The organism is Streptomyces sp. L2, assembly GCF_004124325.1.
GTDB lineage: Bacteria > Actinomycetota > Actinomycetes > Streptomycetales > Streptomycetaceae > Streptomyces.
In genome coordinates, this window is record NZ_QBDT01000001.1 from 1 (window position 1) to 22,251 (window position 22,251).

21 protein-coding genes and 2 pseudogenes are annotated in these 22,251 nt (G+C 68.8%); 14 read left to right on the top strand and 9 right to left on the bottom strand.

Going from position 1 to position 22,251, the window contains the following annotated elements; genetic code table 11:
• Positions 1–402: 402 nt before the first annotated feature.
• Positions 403–969 carry a hypothetical protein gene (locus DBP14_RS36530; RefSeq protein WP_241740727.1) on the bottom strand — a complete coding sequence of 189 codons (567 nt, stop codon included), beginning with the start codon at positions 967–969 and terminating at the stop codon, positions 403–405.
• 150 nt (positions 970–1,119) lie between these two features.
• Here DBP14_RS36530 and DBP14_RS00015 point away from each other — a divergent pair, with 150 nt between their 5' ends.
• From DBP14_RS00015 to DBP14_RS00030, 5 genes and pseudogenes are all read left to right on the top strand, one after another.
• Positions 1,120–1,362 carry a hypothetical protein gene (locus tag DBP14_RS00015; protein ID WP_241740728.1) on the top strand — a complete coding sequence of 81 codons (243 nt, stop codon included), beginning with the start codon at positions 1,120–1,122 and terminating at the stop codon, positions 1,360–1,362.
• A 1,433-nt stretch (positions 1,363–2,795) separates the two neighbouring features.
• A pseudogene (locus tag DBP14_RS36535) lies at positions 2,796–2,846 on the top strand (hypothetical protein); the annotation flags it as partial.
• A 127-nt stretch (positions 2,847–2,973) separates the two neighbouring features.
• A complete protein-coding gene (locus DBP14_RS35870; RefSeq protein WP_241740729.1) occupies positions 2,974–3,477 on the top strand; it encodes a transposase family protein in 504 nt (167 codons plus the stop codon).
• Between the two features lie 272 nt (positions 3,478–3,749).
• The gene (locus DBP14_RS00025; RefSeq protein WP_129305004.1) at positions 3,750–3,953 is read left to right on the top strand and encodes a WXG100 family type VII secretion target; all 204 of its coding nucleotides are present in this window, start codon (positions 3,750–3,752) and stop codon (positions 3,951–3,953) included.
• 141 nt (positions 3,954–4,094) lie between these two features.
• Positions 4,095–4,364, top strand: a complete 270-nt coding sequence (locus tag DBP14_RS00030) for a WXG100 family type VII secretion target (protein WP_129305005.1) — start codon at positions 4,095–4,097, stop codon at positions 4,362–4,364.
• A gap of 325 nt (positions 4,365–4,689) precedes the next feature.
• On the opposite strand, the gene DBP14_RS00035 is transcribed toward DBP14_RS00030, so the two are convergent.
• Positions 4,690–5,304 carry a GNAT family N-acetyltransferase gene (locus DBP14_RS00035; RefSeq protein WP_129305006.1) on the bottom strand — a complete coding sequence of 205 codons (615 nt, stop codon included), beginning with the start codon at positions 5,302–5,304 and terminating at the stop codon, positions 4,690–4,692.
• Between the two features lie 562 nt (positions 5,305–5,866).
• Here DBP14_RS00035 and DBP14_RS00040 point away from each other — a divergent pair.
• From DBP14_RS00040 to DBP14_RS00060, 5 genes are all read left to right on the top strand, one after another.
• Positions 5,867–6,316 (top strand): hypothetical protein, encoded by a 450-nt coding sequence (locus tag DBP14_RS00040; RefSeq protein ID WP_241740731.1) that lies wholly within the window; start codon positions 5,867–5,869, stop codon positions 6,314–6,316.
• Positions 6,313–6,984 carry a hypothetical protein gene (locus DBP14_RS00045; RefSeq protein WP_241740732.1) on the top strand — a complete coding sequence of 224 codons (672 nt, stop codon included), beginning with the start codon at positions 6,313–6,315 and terminating at the stop codon, positions 6,982–6,984. Before DBP14_RS00040 ends, DBP14_RS00045 begins: the two co-directional genes overlap by 4 nt.
• A gap of 168 nt (positions 6,985–7,152) precedes the next feature.
• Positions 7,153–7,809, top strand: a complete 657-nt coding sequence (locus tag DBP14_RS00050; protein WP_129305007.1) for a TetR/AcrR family transcriptional regulator — start codon at positions 7,153–7,155, stop codon at positions 7,807–7,809.
• The gene (locus DBP14_RS00055) at positions 7,806–9,206 is read left to right on the top strand and encodes an MFS transporter (protein WP_129305008.1); all 1,401 of its coding nucleotides are present in this window, start codon (positions 7,806–7,808) and stop codon (positions 9,204–9,206) included. Before DBP14_RS00050 ends, DBP14_RS00055 begins: the two co-directional genes overlap by 4 nt.
• Positions 9,207–9,389: 183 nt before the next feature.
• Positions 9,390–10,223: a beta-ketoacyl synthase N-terminal-like domain-containing protein gene (locus DBP14_RS00060; RefSeq protein WP_277752745.1), complete on the top strand. Its 834-nt coding sequence runs from the start codon at positions 9,390–9,392 to the stop codon at positions 10,221–10,223.
• Positions 10,224–10,255: 32 nt separating this feature from the next.
• On the opposite strand, the gene DBP14_RS00065 is transcribed toward DBP14_RS00060, so the two are convergent.
• On the bottom strand, positions 10,256–11,644 hold the full coding sequence (locus tag DBP14_RS00065) for an FAD-dependent oxidoreductase (RefSeq protein WP_129305009.1): 1,389 nt from the start codon (positions 11,642–11,644) through the stop codon (positions 10,256–10,258).
• A 64-nt stretch (positions 11,645–11,708) separates the two neighbouring features.
• On the opposite strand from DBP14_RS00065, the gene DBP14_RS00070 reads away from it, so the two are divergent.
• From DBP14_RS00070 to DBP14_RS00095, 4 genes are all read left to right on the top strand, one after another.
• Entirely contained in the window at positions 11,709–12,887 is a 1,179-nt protein-coding gene (locus tag DBP14_RS00070) for a glutamate--cysteine ligase (protein WP_129305010.1), read from the top strand.
• A 315-nt stretch (positions 12,888–13,202) separates the two neighbouring features.
• Positions 13,203–13,415 (top strand): hypothetical protein, encoded by a 213-nt coding sequence (locus DBP14_RS00075; protein ID WP_129305011.1) that lies wholly within the window; start codon positions 13,203–13,205, stop codon positions 13,413–13,415.
• A 575-nt stretch (positions 13,416–13,990) separates the two neighbouring features.
• Positions 13,991–14,236 (top strand): hypothetical protein, encoded by a 246-nt coding sequence (locus tag DBP14_RS00085; protein ID WP_129305012.1) that lies wholly within the window; start codon positions 13,991–13,993, stop codon positions 14,234–14,236.
• Between the two features lie 782 nt (positions 14,237–15,018).
• Positions 15,019–15,564, top strand: a complete 546-nt coding sequence (locus tag DBP14_RS00095; RefSeq protein WP_129305013.1) for a GNAT family protein — start codon at positions 15,019–15,021, stop codon at positions 15,562–15,564.
• A gap of 86 nt (positions 15,565–15,650) precedes the next feature.
• Here DBP14_RS00095 and DBP14_RS00100 read toward each other — a convergent pair.
• The 6 genes and pseudogenes from DBP14_RS00100 to DBP14_RS00130 all read right to left on the bottom strand — a co-directional run.
• Positions 15,651–15,793: pseudogene (locus DBP14_RS00100) on the bottom strand (AAA family ATPase); the annotation flags it as partial.
• A gap of 641 nt (positions 15,794–16,434) precedes the next feature.
• A complete protein-coding gene (locus DBP14_RS00110) occupies positions 16,435–17,709 on the bottom strand; it encodes an aminotransferase class III-fold pyridoxal phosphate-dependent enzyme (protein ID WP_129305014.1) in 1,275 nt (424 codons plus the stop codon).
• 18 nt (positions 17,710–17,727) lie between these two features.
• Positions 17,728–18,774, bottom strand: a complete 1,047-nt coding sequence (locus tag DBP14_RS00115; RefSeq protein WP_129305015.1) for a dihydrodipicolinate reductase — start codon at positions 18,772–18,774, stop codon at positions 17,728–17,730.
• A gap of 184 nt (positions 18,775–18,958) precedes the next feature.
• Positions 18,959–19,825 (bottom strand): phytanoyl-CoA dioxygenase family protein, encoded by an 867-nt coding sequence (locus tag DBP14_RS00120; protein ID WP_129305016.1) that lies wholly within the window; start codon positions 19,823–19,825, stop codon positions 18,959–18,961.
• A 138-nt stretch (positions 19,826–19,963) separates the two neighbouring features.
• The gene (locus tag DBP14_RS00125; RefSeq protein WP_129305017.1) at positions 19,964–21,478 is read right to left on the bottom strand and encodes an aldehyde dehydrogenase family protein; all 1,515 of its coding nucleotides are present in this window, start codon (positions 21,476–21,478) and stop codon (positions 19,964–19,966) included.
• Positions 21,472–22,251: a gamma-glutamyl-gamma-aminobutyrate hydrolase family protein gene (locus DBP14_RS00130; protein WP_129305018.1), complete on the bottom strand. Its 780-nt coding sequence runs from the start codon at positions 22,249–22,251 to the stop codon at positions 21,472–21,474. The genes DBP14_RS00125 and DBP14_RS00130 overlap by 7 nt, the downstream gene beginning before the upstream one ends.

A 22,251-nucleotide genomic window follows, 5' to 3' on the forward strand; every position in this document is an offset into this window, starting at 1 on the left:
ACGGGGGTCGGTATGCGTCTGAGTTAATGAGCCAAGATCGGGGGGGAACACCCAGCCAAATCTCTGGCCTTCGGGCCTTAGTCTGGCAGGTTGCCGATCATGGCAGGAAGTACGGCTCGCAGGCCGAAGAAGCGGCTGGTGCCGTCGGAGAAGTACGAGAGTTCGTTGGCGTACTCACTGACCAGCACACCCAGCGTGGGGCGGCGGAGCGCTGGGGAGTGGACCGCTCCACAGTGATCACGGTGCTGTGGCGCGCGAAAGAGAGTCTGTTGGACGGGTTCGCGGCTGCGGCGCCGGGGCGGCCCCGGATGACGGCCGAACAGGCTCAACTGGCTGAGGCGAGAGCGGAGCTGGACGGTTGCGGGCCACCGTGACCGAGCAGGCCGTCGCTCTGCATCTGTATCAGGGAAAAGCGCGATGGGCCTGAGCCCCAGCCCGGTCCCGGCGCGGGCCGACGCACAGGTCAAGGCCGGGCTGCTGGAGCTGGTCAACCATGCCGGCCGGGCCGGCTGGTCGGTGCGCCGTGCCGCCGGTGTGCTGGGCATCGACCACATGCGTGTGCTGCGCCGACAGCAACGCCGCGCTGCCAGACAGCTCCAGGACGCGATGCCGGGCTCGGATGTCGCGCTGCACGCGCTGCTGGACTTCGAGCGTGAAGCGATCGCCAAGCTCGCCGAGGACTGGGGGCCACCTGGACCGCTCGCACCGCAAACTCGCCCACCGCGGCTCCCGCCTGGGCTGGGTCCACGCCATCGAGTCGTCCTTGTCGGCGTCGATCCAGTGCTTGAACTTGGAGCGCTCATATCCGGTGCGGTCTTCGCTGCGCAGGGGAAGCTGGGCGAGGGCGTCGCGGACGGGGAGGGTGATGGTGTCGGTGGTGGTGGCCGCTGCTGCGGGGGCGGGGCCGGTGAGCGCAGTGAGGAGAGCAGCGAGTACGGCGGTGGCGGCGAGAGCGCGCGGCAGGCGCATGGGCGGGAGTCCTCTCGGAGATCACAAACAGTTCGTGATCTTCGTAGCGGCTCCGGCAGGCGACCGCCCGGGCATCCGTGGCGGCTCTACCCGATCGGGCGGTAAGTCCGATCGTCGGCACCCCGCCTTGGCGGCCTAGGATCCGTGTTCGTGGCAGAGGTCCTCGACGAGTTGATCATGCTGGAACGGTCCGCTGAGGAAGAGCGCGCGAAACTCGCGGGCCTCACCGGCGACGCCTACGACGCCCAGCTGCACCGCTGGCGCGAGGCCAGCGCGGCTGTGCAGGAAGCCATCACCCGGCACGCCGACACCACCGGGACCGACCGCTACGAGGTCGAGCAGGCCGTCAAACGCGCCGTACGGCACGCCCAGGAAGACCCGGCCGTCGAATAGCACCGCGCCAGCCCGCGGCCCACGCCAGTCGGGCCGCCACACAGGCGGTCTCTGGGGCCGTGCTCGCCGATCCAGCCTCCGGGGCCTCTCCCCCGCGACCGCCTCCCGGCTCCACCTGCTCTGCTGCACCGGGCGGCCGACGGTGACCAGCAGGACGGAGCGAGCGAGTCGAAGGCGATCACGCGAGGCGGATCCCCCGGTGCCAACGTCTTCGCCGCCCGTCGTCCACGCCGAGGCCGGCCTTGCCATCGTCCAGGATCCGGATGCAGGCATTTCACTCTTCCTCTGGTCGAACGCCTCCGATGAGGCGCTGCGGGCCTTGTCGGCACTGGACATGGACGAACTGGCGCTCCGACGGCTCGCTCAAGGGCAGGTTCACCTGGTGTGGCACCCGGAACCCGGTACCTGCACATCCGCGGCCACTGACCCGGGCCATCGGCAGGTCCAACTCGTTGTCGGCACCCGGCAGCGGATCGCCGGCCACCGCGCAGCCCGCTGCCTCGACCGCCGCTACCGGCGGCTCTCCCCTGCTGAGCCGTCAACGCTCATGGTGAGCAGACCGGTGAGGGCACCCACGAACCCGCAGGTCAAGTGCTCAGCGATCGAAAAGGTCAGCACTGACGATCAGTCAACGCCGGTGCATTCCGCTCTCCGAACTGAGCAACGCGCAGGCCAGCAGCGAAGGACTGCTCACTTCCGGCAAGGCCGCAACAGGATCTCGTCGACCCGCGAGCGTGATCGGCCCGCATCGGCCACTGCCAGCGCTGACGTGGCCATTACACCTCCATCCACCCGGCGAAGTGCCCCTGAACGCTCGCACTTGACATTCCCCTTCAGCGACGAAACGATCCTGCCGCGAGAGCACCGCAGGAAGCGCTGGGGGCGTACACGGCCTGTGCACGCCCCCCCAATGCCTGCACGCGTTCCAGTACACAACCGCCTCTCATCAGGCACTGGCTGCACCAGGACCTGTGCATCGGACTTGACGGAGCCGGCCGGCCAGGACGTCCACGCGCGGAGATGATCCCTCAGCCCCGAAGCTCTACTAGCCGCTCAAGATCATGCACGCAGGGGCTGCCGCCGCGGAGGGCGCCCCCGACGGCGTCGCCCCAGATGCCGCGTCGGCTTCCCAACCGATCTAGGGCGTGTCTCTTCGATTAGTCAACGGGCTCGTGCACGGTAGGCGGTGAGACGTCGAGTTCTCGATCGTCGATCATGGTCGTGTGGTGGGGAACGCGTCTCGTGCAGTGATCATCAGCGATCGCAGGATCACCGGCCTGTCGGCTGACGTGATCGCTGAACTCGCCGCTGGAGTAGGATCGTTGTGGCGCACGCGGCACCAGGCCAAGCTCGCGTCCGGGCCACCGAAGCGGGCTGTGGGCGCGGGTGCGAAACACCGACTGGTGTTCGTCGACCGGCTCCTGGCGACGCTCGTGCATCTGCGCCATGCCGTCACCCAGGACGTGCTGGCCTGCTGGTTCGGTGTGAACCGTTCCACCATCACCCGTGCTGTCGGCGAGGTGCGGCCGCTGCTCGCCGAGCGACGGTGCACCATCAGCCCGGGTGTGCGGCTGCGGACACTGGCAGAGGTCGTCGACCACCTCGGAACCAGTGGGCAGACCGGCATTATCGACGGAACCGAGATCCGCGTCAGGCGCCAGGCCGCGGGCCGCAAGGACCGGGACAAGTTTTATCTCCGGCAAGAGCAAGCAGAACGCGGTCAAGACCATGGTTGTCACGGACGGCGAGGGCCGCATCCTCTTCTGCAGCCCGTCCCGGCACGGCAGCTGCGCAGACATCACCCATGCCCGCCAATTAGGGCTGGCCGGGCTCCTGGACGGCGGACCCGCACTGGAGATCCTCGCGGATGCCGGCTACCAGGGTCTGGGAGCCCAGACCGGCGGGCGCGTGGTGACGCCACCGCACCGCAAGTTCAAGAAGAACGCCCCGGACTGGTACGAGGAGATGCACGAGCGGAGACGCAAGGCGCACTCCTCGCGACGCATCCGCGTCGAGCACGGCGTCGCGCACCTGAAGAACTGGCGGGCGCTGGCCCGCCACCTCGGCCGCCGCGAGCACATCAGCGGCACCGTGCAAGCCGTCGCCGCCCTGTAGTCCCACCAGCAGACCGCCGACCTGACCCCGCCACGAACAATGTGAAACACCAAGCCCCACCGAGGCCCACGGCGTCTCACCGCCAACCGTGCACGAGCTCGTTAGAGGCCGTGCCATCACGCGTACGACTGGGTCCGCGTGCCGAGTGAGTGATCAAAGACGATTCCGGCGTTGATGCCGGAATAGGTGTCATTGACGCCTCCAGGCGCCGGGGCGATGCTCGAGGACCCCGGTCCGTCCTGCAATGACTGCTGACACACGAGGACAACGGCATGTCCGGATACGCACTGTCTCCCGACGAACTGTCCTGCAGCGCACAGAAGGTGGATCAGTCCTCACAGAACATCAAGGGCATGTATGCCCACCTGCAGAGCACGGTGCAGGACATCGGCGACCAGTGGCCGGGCGACGCGGGCACCGCCTTCAACAAGCTCACCGAGCAGCTCCACGCAACGCCCAAATCAATGGGTCCTTGAACAGGATCGCGGAGAACCTCAAGGCTGCCGGCGTGATCTACGACCGGCAGGAGCAGGGCCCGCCGTCCAGCACCACCAGCCGACTCGGCTGATCCCGCCACCTACCACGCACCGACGAGACGATCCAGGGGAACCGAGACCATCAAAGTCACCTTCGCGCAGCCGCAGTCGGCGCCGTCCGTCCAGGGCACCGCCGCCAAACTGCAGAGCGAGCTCGACGACATGAAGGCCCTCGTCCACAAATTTGCTGAGGGCTGTGACGGCGAGGATTCGGAATCTTGGCAGCGTGTGCAGCAGCGGTGGGAACAGGTCACGACGGAACTGCACCAGATCATCCAGGCAACCCAGCAAGCCCTCGGAAAGGCGGCGGACAACCACCAGGCCGCCGAGAAGAAGAACGTCGGCATGTGAGGCTGCCCAGCGCACCTCTCCTCCACCACGGCGGTGGCCCGGAAGCCATCGTGCACCTGGTGTTTTAGTCCCAGGCACTGGTCATCCAGTCGGCGGACATCGCCTTGGGGAGCCTGCCTCCGGTCACGTAGCCGAAGTACCGCCCACCGCCCGAGCGCACCAGTCGGGGAGCTGCACCTCGGACCAGCACTTCCAATACCTTTGGAAGCATCCGTGGTGTCCTGTGGGAGCTCGCCACCCACAATCTCGCATCGAACGGGTACTCAACGATTAGGGCCAGCTGTCGCCTCGCCCATCTGAGAACGTATCCCTCCAGCTCCGGCCCTTAGGGCCTCATCTTATCTTCGGCACCCCGAGGGATCCAAAAGGCGTACGAGCTGGGTCCATCCGGATGAGCCCATTCAAAGAGCTTCCTGGCCCCCAGTCGCTCGTAAAGCGAAAGGTTGCGGTGACTTGTGGCCTCACCGTAAATTGGTTCACCCTTATCCCGGATAGATCGACGGAAGAGTGATCGCCCAACACCGATTCCCCGACTGGACGGCAAAACAGAACCGAACGACCAATACCAATGCGATTCCTCCATTGGATGGACGTCCGCCCCGCCGAACATGTAGGAGGCCAACCGGTCGGCACAATCGCCGTTGCCGCCGATGGTTTGAATTTCACTGCGGCCGTGCTCACGCCCAGCCCCGGATGGACTGACGGGCTCGGTCAGCAGAACGCCGCGGCCATCGGCATCTAGAAGAGCCTCGCCCACAGCTAGGGTGTGGTCAAACATGTACTTGAAGAAGGCGGGTGCGAGGCTTCGGTACTCCTGCTCGCCTGGATAGATCCACCGAATAACGGCATCATCGGCGAAGCCTTCGGTCAAGATGTTGACGACTGTCTCGGCGTTCTTCGCCTTTGCTATATTAACTGCCATCACAGCTCCTTCATGCATCCTGTCACTAGAATCCGAGTCCGGAAGACCTATTGTGACCCATCGGGTACAAGTTCCGCGCACCCCGTGCCGGTCGAGCCGCAATTGACGCAATACTCCGCGCATTAGCTACGCGGTGCGCTGTTCTACAGACTTGTTGCCATTTTGAACGCGACGCCATCCAGGCATGCCGTCGAACTTAAACATCGCATCTTGAGGGAATGTGAGGTATTTTGGAGCACTATCGGCTCTATCTATCGAACGACTCACGAGCGGCTCGATAGGTATGTTGAGCGGATGAGGATAGGGGCGCAACTAGACTCAGCGACTGAGGTTGTGAACGCGTTGAATCCTGTGAGTTCTCCGCGTTGATCATGAATGTCATGTACCTGCCAATTGATTCGAGCACGGTTGACTGCGGTTCGGCGACTAGTACGCCAGCAGCGTCTTGCTACCTGGCCTGGTCAGAGGCGTTGCCGGGAGTGTAGTTGGCTGATGAAATGTCAGGGGCGGTCTTGGCTGACCGCCCCTCGAGCGAGTGGCGCTGGGACCTGTCTGAGCGGTGACGAGGGCAGCTCCACGCGTGATCGATGACCTCGTCGACGCGACCTGGGACCGTGAACTCAACGACCTCTTCCTGCGCATCGGCCACCGTTTCGGCCGCGCCGACCTGCGACGCCGCATGCGGGACTACGTCCGCGCCCTGCCGGCCCTGTCGGCCGCAAAAACGTCTGGCAACTGGTCGAACACGCAGGCCACCGTTCCCGTGACGGCCTCCAACGGCTACTCAACCGGGCCACCTGGAACGCCGACGACGTCTGCGACGACCTGCAGACATAGATCGCCGACACATTCGGCGAAGACGACGGGGTGCTCATCCTCGACGACACAGGCTTCATCAAGAAAGGCACCACCTCCGCAGGCATCCAGCGCCAGTACTCCGGCACCGCCGGCCTCCCACCGGCCCGGCGAGAGCCTCGACCTCGCCCTCGCGCCGCTGCTGCGGACCCGTATCCACGGGGGGACTCGATGAGCGGCCTTCCTGCCCGGTTCACTCGGTCCACGCGGTCCACTGCAGGGCGGTCCACGCGGTCCACGCGGCTCGCCTGGTTCGCCTGGTTCGCCCGGCTCGGTCCGCGTCCGGCCGGCAGGCGAGCTCCCCGGCTCGTCGTACGTCTCACCTCGCGCATCACCGACCGGCTCCTCGGCACCGGCCTGGCCGTCGCCGCATGCGATCCACCGGCCGCCCTGCACGCGGCGCTGCCGGTCAGGGTGCTGGTGATCGCAGCGGCGGCGGCCGCGTGGTGGGCCGCTCCCATGGTCGATTCGCGGCCTGTCCTGACCTCCATGCGCCGGCGGACCGTCGCGGCCCGCCGCAGGACGACCGTGCTGCCGGCGGCGGCGATCGCGCTCGCTGCGGTGACCGGGCCTCCGCTCTGGCTGATCGCGTGCATCGCCGCCCTGCTGATCGCCTACCTGATCGTCACCGACGCGTGGACAGCCGGTGCCACCGCCCCGCCCGGACCCCGGCAGGCGACACCCGCGCTGACGGCCGCCGCCGCCGGCGCAGTGGTCCTGCTCGCCGCCCAGGCGCCGGTCGTGGGCACCTCATGGGCACGTCTGGCCGCCTCACTCGCCATCATTGCGACCATGGGTTGCGTGGTACTGGCGCTCCGCATCCGCCGCAACCCGCCCCACTGACCAACAGGACTCCTGGCGAGTCCCGCGCTCATCCCGCACCGCAGCGTGCGTGATCTCGCAACGTCTCTCACGATGCCCCTAGGCAGGACGGGCCCGGTCGGCTGCCGCTGAGGGATCACTCACCCACATCCGCAGACAGCGTCTACGGACCCATGGTAGACACTGTCTATGAACAATGAGAGCTCCCTTCGGGAGCGGTTGATCGACGTCGGGGTCGACCTTGTGCTGACCGAGGGCTCCGCGTCCGTGGGGCTGCGGGAAATAGCCCGTCGAGCGGGGGTGTCGCACGGTGCGCCGCGTCGGTACTTCCCCACGCACCACGCGCTGCTCTCGGCGATCGCCCGTCGCGGCTTCGAGGATCTCGCGGCCAGGTTCGAGGCCGCGGTCGCCGGCACGACCACACCGCGCGGCCAACTGGAGGCCCTCGCGCGGGCGTACGTCGGGTACGCACGGGAACGCCGCGGCATGTTCGAGCTCATGTGGCGGCACGACCTGCTCGACAGCGCGGCGCAGGCATCGGATCAACCGACGCTGCGCGAGTCGGCCCTCCCGCTGTTCGGGCACTTCACCGGACTCGTCGCCCGGTGCCGGACGGAGCGGGATGCCGCGCGAAACGCCGACGGGCCGAGCGAGACCGCACCGCCGCCTGCGGTGACTGCCGCCGCCCTGTGGTCGAACCTGCACGGCATGGCTCAGCTGTGGGCCTGGGGCAGCCTGCAACTCGCCCTCGGCGTCTCACCGCTGGACGCCGACGCCGGTGACGACCACCACGACCGGCTCATCGCGGCAGTCCTGGACGCCCATCTCGGCCCGGTGACCTCATGACCGCACCGGCACAGCGGCAGATCGCACTTCTGGTCAGCGTGATCGGCGCGATGATCGTCGCACTGGACGGAACCATCCTGCTCATGGCGCAGCCTCGCATACAGCGTGATCTCGGCGCGAGCGTGGCGCAGATCCAGTGGACGAGCACCGGCTATCTGGTCGCCGTGGCCGCGTTACTTGTGATCGCCGGGCGCCTCGGGGATCGGTACGGACACCCGCGCCTGCTGTTCGTCGGCGTCCTCGGTTTCGGGGCTGCCTCGGCCGGGATCGCGCTCGCGCCGGCCGTCGGCTGGGTGATCGTCCTGCGTGCCGTGCAGGGCGGGTTCGCCGCTTTCCTGCAACCTGCGACGCTCGCGCTGCTACGGCTGGCGTATCCCGCGGACCGGCTCGGCACGCCGATCGCCATCCGTACCAGTGCGATCGCGGTGGCGGCTGGATCCGGGCCGCTGCTGGGTGGTGTTCTCGTGGCGCATCTGGGATGGCGAGCCGTCTTCTGGGTCAACGTGCCCCTCGCGTTCGTGATCGCCGTTCTCGCCCTCGCCGTACGGACGCCGGCACCTCAACGTGCCGAGCCTCCGCGGCTCAACCTCACCAGCGCGGGCCTGCTGACGGTCGCACTCGCCATCCTGGTCCACGCCTTGGCCGACGTACCCGCGCGGGGGTGGACCGCCGCTCCGACGCTGCTCGAATTCCTCGCCGTCATCGGCGTCGCGACGGTGCTCACCCGGCATGAACGCCGTACGACGCACGCGCTCGTTCCACCGGCCGTAGCGCGGTCCGTACCGGTGATGGCGTCGATGGCGATCCTGCTGTTCGTCAGCGCCGGCCTGTTCGGCGCGCTGTTCAAGGCCACGTTCTACCTCCAGGACGTGCTTCGCCTCGGCCCCCTCGCCAGTGGTCTGCGGGTGCTTCCGCTGACCGTGCTCATGGTCCTCGGCGCACCCGCCGCGGTCACCGCCCTGCGCCGGTACGGTGCCCGCCGCACCGCGATCGCCGGCACGGTCCTCGTCGTGGTCGGCATCGCGGGGCTGTCCCGGCTCGGTCCCGCCGGCTCATGGATGGCCATGGCTGCGGCGTTTGGCACTCTCGGTGCCGGGTTCGCCACCGTGATGGTCACCGCCACCGGGACCGTCGTCGGTGACGCGCCGCCCGGGTACGCCGGAGTCGTCGGCGGGCTCAAGCAGACCGCCATGAACATCGGGCCGAGCCTCGGCATCGCCGTCGCGGCAAGCATGAGCAGGACGCCTGTACCCGCATTCGATTCCGCCCTGCTGATCCTGGCCGCGATAGCCGTCCTCGGCCTGCTGCCCGCGTCGCTCCTCCCCTCTGGGAGCCTGGCCCACCCGGCGGGACGCGGCATCGCCAGTAAGGCCGACCCCCGACAACCGAGCCGTTGACCCTTCGATACACGTCTCCTAGTAGAGAACCAACAAATCCTTACCCGGCCACTCCGTCGATCACAGCGCCTGATGGCGCGTAACTCTCCTGGAAGGGTGGCAGATGTCTTGATCATCGCCCGCCTGACCTCCACGCGGGAGGTGTGCCTATTACACAAAGGAGGCTGTTCGGTGACTACTGGCATGACGAAGGTCGTGGTGACAGGACTGGGCGCCACGACGCCTCTCGGCGGAGACGTTTCCTCGACCTGGAGCGGAATGCTGGCCGGAGAATCCGGGATCAGCACGATCGACGAAGAGTGGGCAACCCACCTGCCAGTGCGCGTCGCGGGCCGACTGCGGGTCGAACCGAGCGAGGTCATCGACCGCGTGCAGGCCCGCCGTCTGGACCGCGGTGAGCAGATCGCGCTCATCGCGGCCCGTGAGGCATGGGCCGATGCGGGGCAACCGGAAATCGAACCGGAACGCTTGGCCGTGGTCATCGGCACAGGCACAGGCGGCGCACTGAGCATGCTCGGGCAGGACGACATCCTCGAATCCTCCGGTGTGCGCCGGGTCTCGCCCCACACCGTGCCCATGCTGATGGCGAACGGCCCCGCGGCCTGGGTCAGCATGGAACTCGATGCCCGCGCAGGGGCCCATACCCCCGTCAGCGCATGCGCCTCTGGCGCCGGGGCGATCGCCATGGGACTGGACCTGATCCGCCTGGGACGCGCGGATGTCGTCGTCGCGGGCGGGACCGCGGCATGCATCCACCCGCTGCCACTCGCAGGGTTCGCCCACGCCAAGGCGCACTTCCGTGTCGGTCGGAGGGTTGGGGCTGGATCAAACGGCTGTCGCCGGAGGGCCTTTGCTGAAGTCGACGGCGTACTCCGATCGTGTCCTGCCGACGGCGTCGGCCCCATGGGCGGCTGTCTGGAAGCCGATGCCAAGGACTCGACTGAGGACGAGGGTGGTATCTGGGCTGCGAGGTCCATCAGGGCGCCCTTGCGTCCGCGTCGGGAGGGCTGGCCGTAGGCGGGGCAAGTTTGGCCTGGCCGGGGCGTGGCTCAGTGGGGGTAGCGCAGGCGGGGGTGGGGGGTCAGGTGGAGGTAGAGGCCGGCTGTGGGTTGGTCGGGGTGGATGGGCAGGTTCAGCATGTGGCTGGTGCCGTGGCCACCCAGTCCGCGGTCGGGGCGTCCGTCCAGCGGCTGGGTGAGGGCGTGCTGGAGGCGGTCGACGGCGTCGGACCGGCTGTCGTGGAGGTCTTCGGCGCCGGTGATGATGTTGAGGAAGGACTCGTGCAGGTGCAGTCCTTCCTGGTCGCGGCGGCTGAGCGACTGGGCTTTGCGGAAGTAGGCGTCGCGGCCGTCGTGGATGCGGTAGAAGGCGCTGACCAGGACGAGCAGTCTCTCGTAGGCGTGGCGGTAGGCCGTCTGGTAGAAGCCGCGTGCGTCGGCCTGTTCGACTTCGCCGGTCAGGACGCTCGCGAGGGAGGCGGCGGCGAGGGTGGCGCTGTACATGGCCAGGTGGACACCGGTGGACAGCAGCGGGTCGAGGAAGCAGGCGGCGTCACCCGCCAGGAAGTAGCCGGGGCCGCAGAAGGCGTCGCTGACGTAGGAGTAGTCGCTCTCCACCTTGAGGCCGGAGGCGAGGTGGGCGTCGTCGAGGAGCCGGGCGAGGGAGGGACACTGGGCCAGCGCCCGGTCGTAGAGCGCTTGGGTGGAGCCGGCGTGCCGGCGCGCCTGGGTGAAGGAGTGTTTGTCGGTGACCAGGCCGACGCTGAGGGTGCCGTCGTGCAGAGGTATGGCCCACAGCCAGCCGTGCCGAGGCAGGGAGAAGACACCGATGGCCCCGTCAGGGGCATGCGGCAGCGGCTTGGCTCCTCGCCAGTAGCCCCAGGCGGCCACGTTCCGGAAGACATCGTGGAAGCGCCGGTGGCGCAGTTGGCGGGCGCCGAGGACGCCGGCGCGGCCTGAGGCGTCGATGAGGTACTGGAACGACGTCCGGCCTTCGCGGCCGTCCGGGCCGGTCCAGTCGACGGCCACGGGGCGGCCCTGTTCGAACTCGACGCGCCGTACGGTGGTCCCTTCCCGTACGCCGGCGCCCTGCCCCTGGGCGTGCCGCAGGAGCAGTTCGTCGAACTCGCTGCGCAGGACCTGGAAGCTGTAGGCGGCCGGTCTGCCGGGTTCATCGAAGCCCAGGGACCATTCCTGGCCGCCCCAGCCGTAGAAGGCGCCGGTCTTGCGGACGAAACCGTGCCGCTCGACGACGTCCCTGGCGCCCATCACGTCCAGCAGCGGCAACAAGGAGGGCAGGAGGGACTCGCCCACGTGGTAGCGGGGGAAGCGGTCGCGCTCGAGCAGTGTCACCTCGAAGCCCTGACGTGCCAGCAGCGCGGCGGCCGTCGATCCCGCCGGACCGCCGCCGATGACGAGCACGTGTGTGGTCTCCCGCACGGGGTCCCCTTATGGCTGGCGCGCGCACTGCGATATGGTCACGGTAAGTGACACCCTGGTTGCCATGAAGAGCGAGAAGTGGACATCCTCCGGGGCACGCACTTCGCCGACGGCCCACAACCCGTCACCACTGCCCGTCACCGGCATTCCGCCGACGCTCACGGTGGGCGTCGAGGAGGAGTACCTGCTGGTGGACCCGGTCTCCCGGCAGTTGAGTACCCGGGCGGACAAGGTCGTACGGGAAGCCGCGGAGGAGCTCGGCGACCGGGTCACCACCGAGCTCACCCGCTATCAGATCGAGATCCGCACCGAGCCGCACACCCGCCTGGCCGACCTGTCGGAAGACTTGCGCCGGACTCGGAGCGCCGTGGCACGCGCCGCGGCTCGCCTGGGGCTGCGCATCATCTCCAGCGGCACACCCGTCCTGGGCCAGCACACTCCCCCGCCTCTGACCGCCGGCGCCCGCTACGCCCAGAGCCTGGCCGCCTTCCGCGCCCTGGACCACGAACAGACAGTCTGCGCCTGCCACGTCCACATCGGAATGCCCGACCTGACCACCGCGCTCCAGGTCAGCAACCACCTGCGGCCCTGGCTGCCGACGCTCATCGCCATCAGCGCGAACTCCCCCTACTGGGACGGCCACGACACCGGCTACGACAGCTGGCGCACCCTCACCTGGGGCCGCTGGCCGGCGTCCGGTCCCCCTCCGTACTTCGAGTCGGCGGCCCACTTCGAGAGCCTGGTCGACGACCTCATCATGAGCGGGACGCTGCTGGACCGCGGGGGCCTCTATTGGGACATCCGCCCCTCCCACCACGTCCCCACCCTGGAGATCCGCGTCGCCGACGCCGCCCCCACCGTCAACGACACCGTGGTCCTCGCCGCTGCCGTCAAGGGTCTGGCCGCAGCCGCCCTGAGCGCCCTGCAGGACGGCCGGCCCGCCCCTTGCCCCGCGCCGGAGTTGCTGCGCGCCGCGTACTGGCGGGCCGCCCGCGACGGTGTCCGGGGGCAGGGCATCGACCTGCGCACAAGCCGGCTCGAACCCGCCGACGCCCAGGTGGCCCGCCTCTGGAACACCGTCCTGCCGGCCCTCATCCCAGCCGAGACGGCGTACGTCCGCTCCGCGCGGGGGCGCCTGAGTACGGCGGGAAACGGCGCCGACCGCCAGCGCGCAGCCTACCGCCGGCGGCACAGCCTCCACGACGTCGTCGACCACCTCATCACGGAGGCCATTGCGCCCTGAGGAGGGCGAGGCTCTCGGCCACCGATGAGCTGTACGAGGCGTGGGTGGGTGGCGCGCAGCCGGCAGTCGCCTCCTTCCGGCTGCGCACATATCCACTCGGGGAGAGGAGCTCGTCGCCGCACGAGGCGACGTGAAGGGGTGACCAGGGGGTTGGCAACGGGAGACTTCTGCGGCTCGTAGTGGGCCGGCACGGCTGGTCTCCTATCCCCCCGGATGGCTTTCCCCAAGGGCGCCGCAGGAGATGTCGATCTAGCCTCTGAGATGAGCGCGCGCTGATGGATCTACCGATTGCGCGCTTCGACCCTTGGAGGAGAAATGCGCACCATACAGAAGGCCGCTGTCGCGGCCGCCATCATCGTCGGCGCCAGCTTCATGGGCGCCGGTTCGGCCAACGCCCTGACCGCCGAGAGCATGCACCGTGGCGGTGGGTGCGTCGACATCCTGGGAGAGGTCGGCGTCCTCAACGGATTGCTCGGAAACGTGCTCAACGGCGAGGGAAGTCCAGGTGGACAGAGCACGCGGTGCTAGACCTTTGTCCAACCCCAAGGGTATTCGTTCCAATGCGCCGGACGTCGTAGTGCTCGACGGCGAGGTGGGGGGATCGTCAGCGTAGTTGACCCCGCCTGCGCAAGTCGGTGGCTGGTCGGTGGTGTTGGCGGGCATCCGGCCGAGGGCCTGCGGGTGTCGGCGTTCGCCACGCTGGGGCCGGATGTCCTCGGCCTCCAGCACGGCACGGATCTCGCGGAGGAACAGCGCGTCGTCGCCCACGAGTTGGCGGGCGCGAGCGTGGCCGGCATTCTCGGCTCTTCCTCCGCGAGATCCTTTTGGTGGGAGCCCTCCGTCTCTGCAGGAGGGGGCACCCCGGCGCGTCGAGGGCTGACAGGCAGGCCTTCAGACGCTCCGGCGACTTGTTGCAGCAACAGACGATCACGTTTACGGACAGGGAGAAGCCCTCAGGAGCAGGGCCAAGCGGTGCACGGCGGTGGCACCGCTCGCTCTTTGCCCGCGGACGCCCGCCGCCCAATCCGCTGTGCTGCGGCACCTGGACCGCCCGAGCCGCCGGCCTCCATCCCGGTCCCGCCTACGAGGGCTGGGCGCAAGCGATGGCCCAGGCCACGATCGACCACCCCCTCCTGGCGCAGTGCCTGCGCGAGTGGTCGCTCTTTCGCGCCATCACGCTCAAGCCGCCCTGGCAGCCGGAGGACCTGCTCGCGTCATCCAACTGGCTCCAGCTCACGACCGCCACCGCAACGAACAGCGAGGCCATCGAGATCCTCGCCGAAGCCGGCCGCACCAAGCGGATCCGCAACTCTGCAAGGGCCGGCCGCGACCAGCGCAGCGAGAGCTGAACTCAACTCCCCCGCGCCTCTTGGCCATTGCTCACAGCCTTCCTCCGAATCAGGCGGCTGGAGGCCAGAAATTCCGTCACGAGGGGTCTCAAGATCGCGAGCAGGCAGGCGGGCTCTTGATCCAGGACACGATCGCGATCCGCAGCTCTTCACGACTGGCCGAGGTCCGGCGGTCGATGACGTTCTCTGCAGCAGGCTAGGAAGGGCTCCATGGCCGCGTTGTCTACCGCCGTCCCGATTCTTCCTATCGACCTGGCCATCCTCGCGAAGACACTCCACCGGCGGCTGTGCCGGCAGATCCTCCACGCGGTCTGGTCCGCCACCCTGGCCCCGGCGCAACGCGCTTCATCGGCCATGACCGGTAGCCGAACTCCGGGTCGTCGCGGTGCGCGTCGACCAGCGCGTGCGCGCGACACGTCTCCTCCGGCACGGCGCCGGCAACCGGCCGGTCCAGCCAGCGGTCGTAGGGCTGCCTGGCGAGCTTGAGCGCCCGACACGTCACCGTGACGGGCACCCCCGTCCACAGCCGGCTCCTTCGCGCGCGGGCCGATCCCTTTCCCTGCAGATGCAGCTGGCTTCGTGCATCTCTGGGAACAGCAGATGTTGACCGGTTTGGGAGTCAGTTGATGATCTTTCGCCGCCTGGATGTCGATGAGAAATGACGGCGCGAACGATGGTGGAAGCTGGTTCACGTTCCTGATGCGAGCCCGGCTTGGCCGGCGTCGTCGACTGCTGAGGGAAACTGACGTGACAGGCGATGTCCGCTGAGCAAGACTCGCGTCGTGCGCGATCGTGTAGCTACTTCCTCTGGCCTGGTGCTGCGGAGATGGAAAGTCGAGGACGCTGGGGCGGTGATGACCGCGTTCGCGGATCCGCTCATGCGTGGCCAGTCCATCGAGCCGGTTGATTCTGTCCAGGCCGCCGAGCGGTGGCTAGTGGCTCGTGATGAACAGTGGGCTGCGGACTCTTCCTATTCCTTCGCCGTCGTCGGTGGCGGTGGTCTCGTTCTCGGCCAGGTGTGTGTTGGCCCGGTGGATCGGCGTCATGCCACTGGATGGGTGTCTCACTGGACGACGGCGGCGGCCCGGGGACAGGGCGTGGCTTCCGGTGCCTGCCGTGCTGTGGCCCGCTGGGCCTTCGACGACGTGGGGCTCTTCCGTTTGGAGCTTGGGCACCGGGTGAACAATCCCGCCTCATGCGGGGTGGCTTGCGCTGCCGGCTTCGCGGTGGAAGGTCAGCAACGACAGAAGCTCGAATACGACGGTGTCCGCTTCGATGTGGAACTCCATGCCCGGCTGGCAACTGATGCTGAGCCCGATTCGTCGTGAGGTCGGATCGCTCGTGCGGCAGCTGCTTTCTGGGGAGGCCAGCCGTCCTCAGGGCGGCTGGCGGTCGATGCAGTAAGCGGCAACAGTCAGCCGGTTTTGGCTGAATCCTCAGCTCGGGCCCTGGTGCTGGCGAGGCGGTAGGAGTCGGTTCGGTCTCGATGATGGTTCCGTTGAAGGTGAGCCGGTCGACGATGGCCGCGCAGAGGCGGGGGTCGGTGAAGGTCTTGGTGGTCCGTCTTCCGGAAGCAGCCGTTGGCCGTGATGCAGGCGGGCAGGCCGTGCTGCTTGCGGTAGGTGGCGAGGTCGCTCTCGGCGCGGGGATCGTCGTAGGCGTCGACGATGGCGACGGTCACGCCGTCGCCGCCGTCCGGCAGGTTGTAGGCCGACTTGATGTCGGACGGCCCGTAGCCCGACGGCGCGGCGGGCAGCACACCCTGGCCGCCGTGCGCGTCGTCACGCCCCATGGCCCAGCAGTGCGCGTGCCCGGCCCGGGTGTCGGCGCAGGCACGGGAGACCGTGGCCGGGGCCGTCCCGGGCGAGGGCGGGGCCGGCATGGCGAAGGCCACGGCCGCCGTGGGCAGCACACCGAGCCCTGCCGACAGGGCGGCGGCCATCGTCAGACCGGTCAGCACGGACGGGCGGGCGCGGATGCGGGAACGGGTCAACTTGCGTCTCATGGCGTCCCTTCCGGGTGTGGGGACGGCGCGCGGCGCCGAGCGTCCGGCGGCGAGGTGGTCGCCGTCGGACGCCGGTGCCCGCGCCGAGTGCCTCGCACCGTAGGGCCGCCTCCGCCGGCCGGGCAGGGCGGAGTACGACAATGTCGTCAACAGGACATCGGATCAGCCGACCCCGCTCCCGGAGGTGCGGCGGTCAAGGGCGTACGGGCCGCTCCAGTTGACGCAGGACCTCTTCGAGGGCGTCGGCGGTGGCGTCGATGTCCGCCTGGCGGTGCGCGGTGCTGAGGAAGATCTTGCCGGAGGGCATGAACATCACGCCGCCCGCGAGCATCCCGCCCAGAATCTCCGGCCAGAGGCCGCCCGTCCCGTGCAGGCCGGTGGCCTCGACGTCGGGGACGAACTGGAGCAGAGATCCGACGCGCTTGAGGCGGGCGGGCCGGGGCGCGGAGGCCAGCAGGTCACCGATCACCCGCTCGAACTGGGCGGAGACGCTCTCCAGGGTCTGGTAGATGGACGGGTCCGCGAGGACGCGCATGGTCGCCTGCACCGCGGCCAGCGCCACCGGGTTTCCGTTGAACGTGCCGGCGTGGACCACGCCGTCGGTCACCTGGTCGATCAGGTCGGCTCGGCCGACGACGGCGCTCTGGGTGAAGCCGCCGGCCATGGCCTTGCCGAAGACGGACAGGTCGGGGTGCACCCCGAAGCGCTCGGCCGCGCCGCCCCGGGCGATCCGGAAGCCGGTGATGACCTCGTCGTAGATGAGCGCCACCCCGTGCCGGTCGCAGCGGGACCGCAGCGTCCGCAGGAAGTCCTGCGTGGGTGAGGCGAGGCCCGCGTTGCTCATGACCGGGTCGACGAGTACGGCGGCGATGTCCCGTTCGACGGTGTCCGCGAGGATCCGGTCCGCCATCTCCACGTCGTTGAACCGCGCCACCACGAGGTCGTCGAGGGCACTCGGGCTCTGGCCCCTGCTCGCCGGCACCGCGGCCTCACCCGTGTCGGTGTCGCTCAGGCCCGCGTACACGGTGTCGTGCCATCCGTGGTAGCTCTTGGCGAACTTCACGACCCGCCGGCGTCCCGTGGCCGCACGTGCCAGGCGCAGCGCGACCTGGACCGCCTCGGTCCCGGTGTTGCTCCAGAGGAGGCGTTCGCCGTGCGGCACGGACTCAAGGACCGCCTCCGCCGCCGCGTACTCGAGGACGTGGCCGGTGCCGACGACCTGCATCCGCGTGAGCACGTCGCGTACGGCGTCCACGATGCGGGGATCACTGTGTCCGAGGACGAGCGGACCCCACGCCATGACGTAGTCGATGTAGCGGTCGCCGTCCAGGTCCCAGACATGGGCTCCCCGTGCTTCGCTCACGAAGAGCGGATGGGGTCGCATGGCTGCGCGGAGGCCGGAGCCGACCCCTGCTCCCACGCTGCGCCGGGCTCGCTCGAAGGCGGTGCGCGATGACTCCAGGCCCATCTGACGTTCGTTCCTTTCTCAGGGGCTTGCAGGTGCCTCAGGGGCGAGGCGGGCGCCTTTGCTGGCAAGGGCGCCCACCGGCAGGTCCTCGACGGTGCGGAATCCCGGTGCCGCCTCGACGACCGCGGTCACGGCGTTCGACGCCATGGCCACGGTGGAGAGGAAGCTCTCGAACCCGCCGGGCACCGCGACTTCGATCGTCTGCTCACGACCGGCGATGAGGAGCCGGTCGCCGCGTTCGACGGGGTCCTGCGGGTCGAAGATGCCGAAGCGGGTGGCCAGTTCGATGACGGCCTTCCCCCGCAGCAGGCCACGCGCCCGGTGCAGGACGCTCGTCACGGTTCCCGCGGCGATGACGGCGTGCTGCCCGGTGCGTTCCGTTTCCGCGATCAGGTCCCGCTCGACGGCGTCGACCTCGATCGCGTCGAGGTCCCACTCCAGTCCTCGGGCCAGGGCGCCGATGCTCTGCGCGAAACCGACGTGCCCCATGACGCGGCCGGCATCGCGCTCGGCGTCGAACTCGGCCGGCGTGAGCCCCAGTCCGAACTTCTTCAGGATGGCGCCGTAGCGGCTCATGTCCGCCGTACGCCGCACGGATACGCGATCCACCCCGAGCGTGAGGCCGCTCAGCACCAGCGGAAGCGTGTCCATCAGCATTCCCGGATTGCAGCCGGTGCCGAGGACGGAGACGCCGTGTTCGCGCGCGAGCCGGTCCAGGCGAGCCACGGCCTGAGCGTGGCTGAGGGTCGGGTCCCGTAGCTCCTCGCAGATCGACACGACGTTCGTCCCGCGCTCGACGAGGGCGGCGACGGTCGGTTCTATCGCGTCGACCCAGGACGACGTGGCGACGACGGCCACGTCGGCGGGCGGCAGCTCTGCGACGGTGGCAACCACGGGGACTCGCGGCGCACCGGTGACGAAGTCGGCGAGGGGCACTCCGGCCTTGTCCGCCCCGATGTCCAGCGCGCCCAGCAGGTCGCAGTCGCGCCGGCTCACCAGCGACTCGGCGATGGCGATGCCCGTGGCGCCGAGTCCGGCGAGGACGACACCGGTGGCGTTGGTCATGTTTGAGTGCCTCCTTCAGCACACGCGGGACAGCGGCGCCGACTCGGGCGTCCCGTAGGTCGGCGAGCGGGAACGAGGGGCGGTCCCCGGCGGCGTCCCGCAGAGGGCCGGTGGAGGCCGTCCGCGGGACGTCTTGCCCACGAGGGCGTCGGAGTCGAGGCCGCGTGGGCCGAGGGGCCGGCTCTCAGAGGTTGAGGTAGTCCCCCAGGTCGGCGTAGTCGACCTGCCACAGGCCCGGGGAGCCCGTCGGGTACTGGGAGCGGAAGCCGAGGATGCGCTGGACACGCGGCGAGAGCGTCTTGGCGATCTCCATGTCGACGAGGAAGGGGTACGCCTCCTCGCCGGTCAGGAAGCCCGGGTTGAGGGCGAAGGCCACAGCCCGCCGGTACTCGTCGCCGGTCTGGTTCGCCCCGCCGCCGTGCGCGACCTTGCCGCTGAACACGAGAACGTCTCCGGCGTTCATGATCGCGGGGATCGTCTGCTCAGGGGTCCCCCGGTCCTCGAAGTCGCTCCAGTGGTTGCTCCCGGGGATGACGCGGGTGGCGCCGTTCTCCTCCGTGAAGTCGGTCAGGGCGATCAGGAAGTTGATGGTGACTTCCGGGCCGCCGGGCCCCATGCCGATGAACGGGAACCAGTTCTCCAGGTCACGGTGGAGCATCTGCGCCTGGCTGTTGGGGCCGATCTCGATGACCTGCGCGGTGGTCATCCAGTACGTGCCCGACTCCGGGAGGAAGGTCAGGTCGCAGATCTCGTGGACGAGGGGGTGTTCGAGGATCTCGTTGCGGAAGGTGGCGCTGTGCGTGACCAGGTTCGTGAGTCGCTTGGTGTTGCTGCCGTGGAACGCGGCCACGATTTCGTTCTCGTGGGTCGAGCCGGGGCGAAGCGCCTGCAACGGCCGCTCGATATCGGTGTTGAAGTGCTGGATCTGTTCCCGCGTCAGGAAGTTCTCGATGATGACGCCGCCGTCACGGGCCACGATCTTGAGGATCTCTTCCGCAGGCGTGTCGTTCGCCACGGACGTCAAGGCCTGGGCCTTGTTCTGAGTTGTCATCTGACTTTCTCCCTCAATCTGAATTACTGGTCGACCGAGTACTCGGTCAGCCGGGCCGCCCTTCGCCGTGCGGGGCGTACGGCGGGCCGGCGCTTTCGTGAGGTTGACGGTGCGGCTCGGACGAGCGCCGCGGTCTCCTCAGGCTCGCAGTTCGATCCAGGTCGTCTTCACGGTCGTGAACTTCTCCAGGCCGTGCAGGCTCCGGTCCGAGCCGTGGCCGGAGAGCTTCTGGCCGCCGAACGGTACCGACGTGTCGCCCTCCTCGTAGCAGTTGACCCAGACCAGGCCGGCCTGGATGTCCCGGGAGAGGCGGTGGGCCCGGGTGAGGTCGCCGGTCCAGATCGCGGACCCGAGTCCGTAGTCGGAGTTGTTGGCGATCGCGACCACCTCCGCTTCGTCGCGGAAGGTCGTGACCGACAGGACGGGGCCGAAGATCTCGTGCTGGGCGAGGCGGCTGTCCTGGTCCACGTCCACGAAGACGACCGGGTCCACGTACAGGCCGTCGGTCCTCTTCCGGTCCGATCCGAGGACGAGGCGGGCTCCGTCCGCGATGCCCTTGCGGACCTCGTCCAGCACGTCGTCGCGGTGCTGCTCGTACGCCAGCGGCCCCATCGTGGTCTCCGGGTCCAGCGGATCGCCGATCCGGTGCCGGCCGAGGTGGTCCGCGACCCGGGCGACCAGGTCGTCGCGGATGTCCTCGTGCACGAGAAGCCTCGAACCCGCCGTGCACATCTGTCCGCTGTTGAAGGAGATCGCCCAGGCGGCCGTCCGCGCGGCCTCGTCGAGGTCCGGTGCGTCGGGGAAGACGATGTTGGGGGACTTGCCGCCCAGTTCCAGCCAGACCGGCTTGGCGTTGGACTGTCCGGCGTAGGTCAGCAGTTGCTTGCCGACCTCCGTCGAACCGGTGAAGGTCAGCGTGGCGACGTCGTTGTGCAGCGCCAAGGCCGAGCCGACGGTCGCACCGCTGCCCGTGACCACCTGGAGCACCCCGGCCGGCATGCCCGCCTCGGCGGAGAGTTCCGCCGCGCGCAGGAGGGAGAGGGGGGTCTGTGTCGCGGGCTTGACGACGACGCTGTTCCCCGACACGAGGGCCGCGGGAATCTTGAACATCGACAGCGTCATCGGGAAGTTCCAGGGCGTGATCGCGCCCACGACCCCCAGCGGTTCCCGCGTCACCAGGGCGACGGAGCCGTTACGGCCCCGCGGCGACTCGTCCATCAGCTTGTCCGCGAGTTCGCCGTACCAGCGGATCGTGTTGATGGCGGTGCGCAGTTCGACGGACCACGCCACCGTGACGGGCTTGCCCATCTCGAGCGCGACCAGCAGGGCCAGTTCGTCGCGGTGCCGGTCGAGCAGGTCCGCCCAGCGGATCAGCACGGCCCCGCGCTCACGTGGCTCCAGACCCGCCCAGACCCGGGAGGCGAACGCCTGCCTGGCTCCTTGGACGGCCCGGTCGACGTCGTCGCCGTCCGCGCTGGGGACCTCGGCGAAGGGCAGTTGGTCGCGCGGACTGGTGAGGGTGGCCGTCCGGCCGGTCCGGGACGCGGCCCATTCGCCGTTGATCCACATTCCGCCGGGAAGGCTCAGCTGGTCCTTGAGGGCGACCCAGTCGTCCACAGAACGCGCGGCGGGTGCCCGGTCCGTGTTCAGCATGTCACGCCTCCTGCCATGGCGGGCCGGGATGCGCTCGTCACCGATCGGGCGACGAGCCAGTCGAAGAGGGGGTCCGGCGAGGCCATCCACTCGGGATGCCACTGCACTCCCACCACCGGCCTGTCGGCCAGCTGGATCGCTTCGACGACACCGTCGGCGGTGCTTCCCGTGACGGTCAGTCCTCGGCCGAGGCGGTCGACCGCCTGGTGGTGCCAGGAGTTGACGACGCGCCGGGGCCCGTAGAGCGTGTGCGCGACGCTTCCCGGCGTGAAGCTGACGGTGTGTTCGTCATCGCCGCCGTCGGGTGCGAAGTTCGGGGACGCGTGGACGATCCGGCCCTCGTCGAGGTGTTCGACGAGCGTGCCGCCGAGTACGACGTTGAGGAGCTGGTGACCGCGGCACACGCCCAGGATCGGGACGTCCGCCTGGAGCGCGGCCACGATCAGGGCCGCCTCGTGGTCGTCGCGGTCGAGGTCCGGCGCGTCGTGGTCCCACCTCGGGTCGACCGCGGGGTCGACGTGGACGGACCCGCCCCATCGGGAAGGGTGGATGTCCTGCCCGCCGGTGACGATGAGTCCGTCGAGCCGTTCGACCACGCGTTCCGCGTCGACGTTGAACGGCACGTTGACCGGTATGCCGCCGGCAGCCGCCACGTTGTCGCCGAACGCGCTGAAGTAGGAGTTGATGAACTGGAACTGGAAGCGCCGGGACGTCCGCGCCACCATGCCCAGACTCAGGCGGCGGCCCGTGATTCCGATCAGCGGCTGCGGCAT